General features: G+C 62.0%; 5 protein-coding genes. 4 read left to right on the top strand and 1 reads right to left on the bottom strand.

Annotated elements, in window-relative coordinates:
- From WCA53_RS31830 to WCA53_RS31815, 4 genes are all read left to right on the top strand, one after another.
- A partial coding sequence (locus WCA53_RS31830; RefSeq protein ID WP_423921097.1) for a GreA/GreB family elongation factor occupies positions 1-327 on the top strand: 327 nt, incomplete at its 5' end.
- 115 nt (positions 328-442) lie between these two features.
- Positions 443-790: a DUF3147 family protein gene (locus tag WCA53_RS31825; RefSeq protein WP_423921092.1), complete on the top strand. Its 348-nt coding sequence runs from the start codon at positions 443-445 to the stop codon at positions 788-790.
- Positions 787-1,203 carry a hypothetical protein gene (locus WCA53_RS31820; protein WP_423921088.1) on the top strand — a complete coding sequence of 139 codons (417 nt, stop codon included), beginning with the start codon at positions 787-789 and terminating at the stop codon, positions 1,201-1,203. Before WCA53_RS31825 ends, WCA53_RS31820 begins: the two co-directional genes overlap by 4 nt.
- A 118-nt stretch (positions 1,204-1,321) precedes the next feature.
- Entirely contained in the window at positions 1,322-1,873 is a 552-nt protein-coding gene (locus tag WCA53_RS31815) for a cysteine hydrolase family protein (protein ID WP_423921085.1), read from the top strand.
- 21 nt (positions 1,874-1,894) lie between these two features.
- Here WCA53_RS31815 and WCA53_RS31810 read toward each other — a convergent pair.
- A partial coding sequence (locus WCA53_RS31810) for a DNA polymerase/3'-5' exonuclease PolX (RefSeq protein ID WP_423921082.1) occupies positions 1,895-3,208 on the bottom strand: 1,314 nt, incomplete at its 5' end.

Genomic DNA, 3,208 nt, shown 5'->3' with positions numbered 1-3,208 from the left:
GCGCACCGCGCCGCGACGGACAAAGGCGACGCGGGAGCCCCCGCCGCGGCTTCGAGGGAAGTCCGCTACTGGAGAGCGCGGCGCGCAAGCGCGGAAGTCGTCAAACCCCCTGCTGATAAAAGCACGGCATCCTTCGGCATGATCGTCAGCCTGCGCAGAGCGGACGGCCGCGAGCAAAGCTTCAGGATCGTCGGCGTAGATGAGGCCGACCCATCGCACGGCACGCTCTCGTACATGTCGCCGCTCGCGCGGGCCGTTCTGACGCATGGGCCCGGAGACACGGTGGAAATGACCGGCGGCGAAGCCGTCATACTGGACGTGCGGTAGGAGTGCGTGCTGGCCAAATATTGTTTGATGCGCGAGGACCGAATGACCGGAAAGAAAGCGCCGACCTGACGTCGCAGATAAACCATTAGCTGACAGAGGATGTCACAAAGGAACGATGCTTGAATATAGCTTGCGGTTCCTCGCCGGAGGAATAGCGGTGTCTGTGTTCGCGGCGCTTGGCGACACTTTGCGCCCCAAAAGCTTCGCGGGCTTGTTCGGCGCTGCTCCCTCGATTGCCCTCGCGACGCTCCTCCTCACCCTGTCGCAAAAAGGCGCTCCGTTCGTGGCCCTGGAAAGTCGCTCGATGATTGTGGGGGCCTTCGCGCTTGCGGCCTACAGCTGGACTGTGTGCGTGTTGCTCAAAAGATTCCTGCTGTCATCACGGGCTGCGACAATGGCAGCTCTCATTGTCTGGTTCGCTGTTGCGCTTGGTGCATCCGCGGCCCTGTTCCAACTCTCATGATTGTCCAGTTCAAGCCTTCCGCCCTTCGCCAGACGCGTTGGTACGAGTATCTCGTCAGGTTCCTGCTTGGCGGGGCGATGACCGTAGTCGCAGGTCTCATCGCGGCCCGCTTTGGGCCAGTCATTGGTGGCCTGTTTCTCGCCTTTCCCGCGATCTTTCCAGCAAGTGCGACATTGATCGAAAAGCATGTCCGGGAACGCAAGGAGAAAGCGGGTCTGCCGGGAGCGCGGCGCGGCAAGGAAGCCGCGGCGCTGGATGCCGCCGGAGCGACGCTTGGAAGTTTCGGGCTGGCAGCTTTCGGTCTCGTGATCTGGCTGATGATTGTGCGGTCTCCCGTTTGGGCACTCGTCTTCGCCGCGGCCTCGTGGCTCGCCGTCGCGGTGCTCGGATGGCGGGTGAGGCGATGGCTATAGAAAGCTGAGCGGGGTGGGCGATCGTTTACTACTCTTCCGCTGACCGAGCGCAGCGTCCACCTATGCATCGACATGCCGCGGATTTTTTCGGCCGAAGGCCCTTTAGCCGACGCCATGGATGGACAGGGTCCTGCCGGGTGCTGATGCGCTCGCGAGCCGTCATCCCGAAAGAACGGTTTTCACCCGCTTCGTTCCGCCCGCGCGTCCAAACGAGATGCCGGGCATGTGGCAGCGCTATTACACGCGCTGGCGCGTCGCGACCCGCGAACGCCTCGATTTCCGATTGCTGGACTTGATGCCACCGCTTGCGGCGCTTTGCCCCCTTGCGACGGTGATCGACAAAACACGCTATTCCGCCTTCGCCGAACCCGGGCTGATCGAACACCTCCGTCAGCGCGAGGCCGACGCGCTTATTGTCTCCGGATCTGAGACCGATGTTTGCGTGCTGGCAACGGTGCTGGACGCGGTTGACATCGGCTACCGGGTCATCGTCGTGCGGGACGCGATATGCAGTTCTTCTGACGAAGGGCATGATGCTTATGCGGCTTTATCACACCCGATATTCGGAGCAGATAGAGACCGCAGACGCCGCGGCAATCCTCGCGCGGTGGGAATGATGCAGCTTGGAGAGATAGGCCCCGCAATATTTCGGTCCGGGTTGCAGGCGTGAGGGCGCCAAACAATTACCGAGTCAGGCTTTTGTGTTCTTGCGGGGAGCGGCCTGCTTCCTCCTGGCGGCGGCAAACGTCCGCGACTCAGGTCTCCCATGGCGCGGCTGAACGAGTTTGACCCTCCTCCCGGTGCGTCTCTTCTCTAGGTACGAGGTAAGCTCTTCTCTGGTGAGGCAATTGAGAACCCTGTCCTTCGGCACTCCGCCCTTGCGGGCCATCTCGACGCCCCAGTGCGTGAGATCGAGCTCGCGGGTGGAATGGGCGTCGGGGTTGATGCTCATGAAACAGCCGAGCTTCAGGGCTAGTTCATGCCAACGCCAATCAAGATCGAGGCGCCAAGGGTTTGCGTTTATCTCCACCGCGACGCTGTGCTCGGCACATGCTGCGAGCACCTCTTCAACGTCGATGTCGTAGCCGGGGCGGCGAAGCAATTGCCGGCCGGTCATATGCCCGAGGATCGTCGTGTAGGGATTGGACGCCGCGCGGATGACACGTTCGGTCTGTGCTGCGCGGTCCATCGTGAAACGGCCGTGCACGCTTGCAACGACAAAGTCGAACGTTTCCAGCACCTCATTCGGGTAATCAAGCGAGCCGTCCACGAGAATGTCGGATTCGATGCCCTTGAAGACGCGGAAACGCTTGCCGTATTTCTTGTTCAGCCTGTCGGCCTCCGCCTGCTGCTCCGCAACTTCTTCTGGGCTTAGTCCGCCCGCGTAGTGCGCTGATCTCGAGTGATCGGCGACTCCGAAGTACTCATAGCCCCGGCTCAACGTGGCCTCCGCCATGGTCTCAAGCCTATCGAGCCCGTCAGAGCGATTAGTGTGCGCGTGAAGGATTCCAGCTATATCGCGATCGGTGACAAGCTCCGGCAGTGTTCCGGCAAGAGCTTGGGCCACTTCGCTACGGCCCTCGCGCAGCTCCGGAGGCACAGGCTGCATGCCAAGCGCGCTATAGATGTCGTTCTCGCTGGCAGCCGCAACGAGCTTACCGCCGCGCTGAAGACCGTTAGCGTCCAGGCTCATGCCCTGCTCCGCTGCAACGGCGCGTAGAGACGCGAGATGCGCGTCCGAGCCGGTCGCCAGCAGAAGCGTGATGCCATAGTGCGCGGTGTCGGTCAGGTGGGCCGTCAACTCTCCACCCGCCCTGAGGATAGAGGGCCCACTCGGTAGTTTGCTAACCTCCGCGACAATGGAAAGGTCGCCGACCAGTTCGCAGCCGCGACGGAGATCGCCCGCGGCACTGATACGAACGATGTCGGGGTGCGCTTCTCTGAGGTGCTTTTCGGCGGTTTTCAGAAGCTCGGTTGCCCGGTGCATGTGCCAGCGGCCTTGCGC

This window comes from Caballeronia sp., from assembly GCF_049581465.1.
Classification (GTDB): Bacteria; Pseudomonadota; Gammaproteobacteria; order Burkholderiales; family Burkholderiaceae; genus Caballeronia.
This window is presented reverse-complemented; position numbering and strand designations above follow the sequence as displayed.

What these genes read in the sequence shown, in the direction of transcription:
- WCA53_RS31815 (WP_423921085.1), top strand. Translation starts at nt 1,322, where the DNA reads ATGGACAGGGTCCTGCCGGGTGCTGATGCGCTCGCGAGCCGTCATCCC.
- WCA53_RS31825 (WP_423921092.1), top strand. Translation starts at nt 443, where the DNA reads ATGCTTGAATATAGCTTGCGGTTCCTCGCCGGAGGAATAGCGGTGTCT.
- WCA53_RS31820 (WP_423921088.1), top strand. Translation starts at nt 787, where the DNA reads ATGATTGTCCAGTTCAAGCCTTCCGCCCTTCGCCAGACGCGTTGGTAC.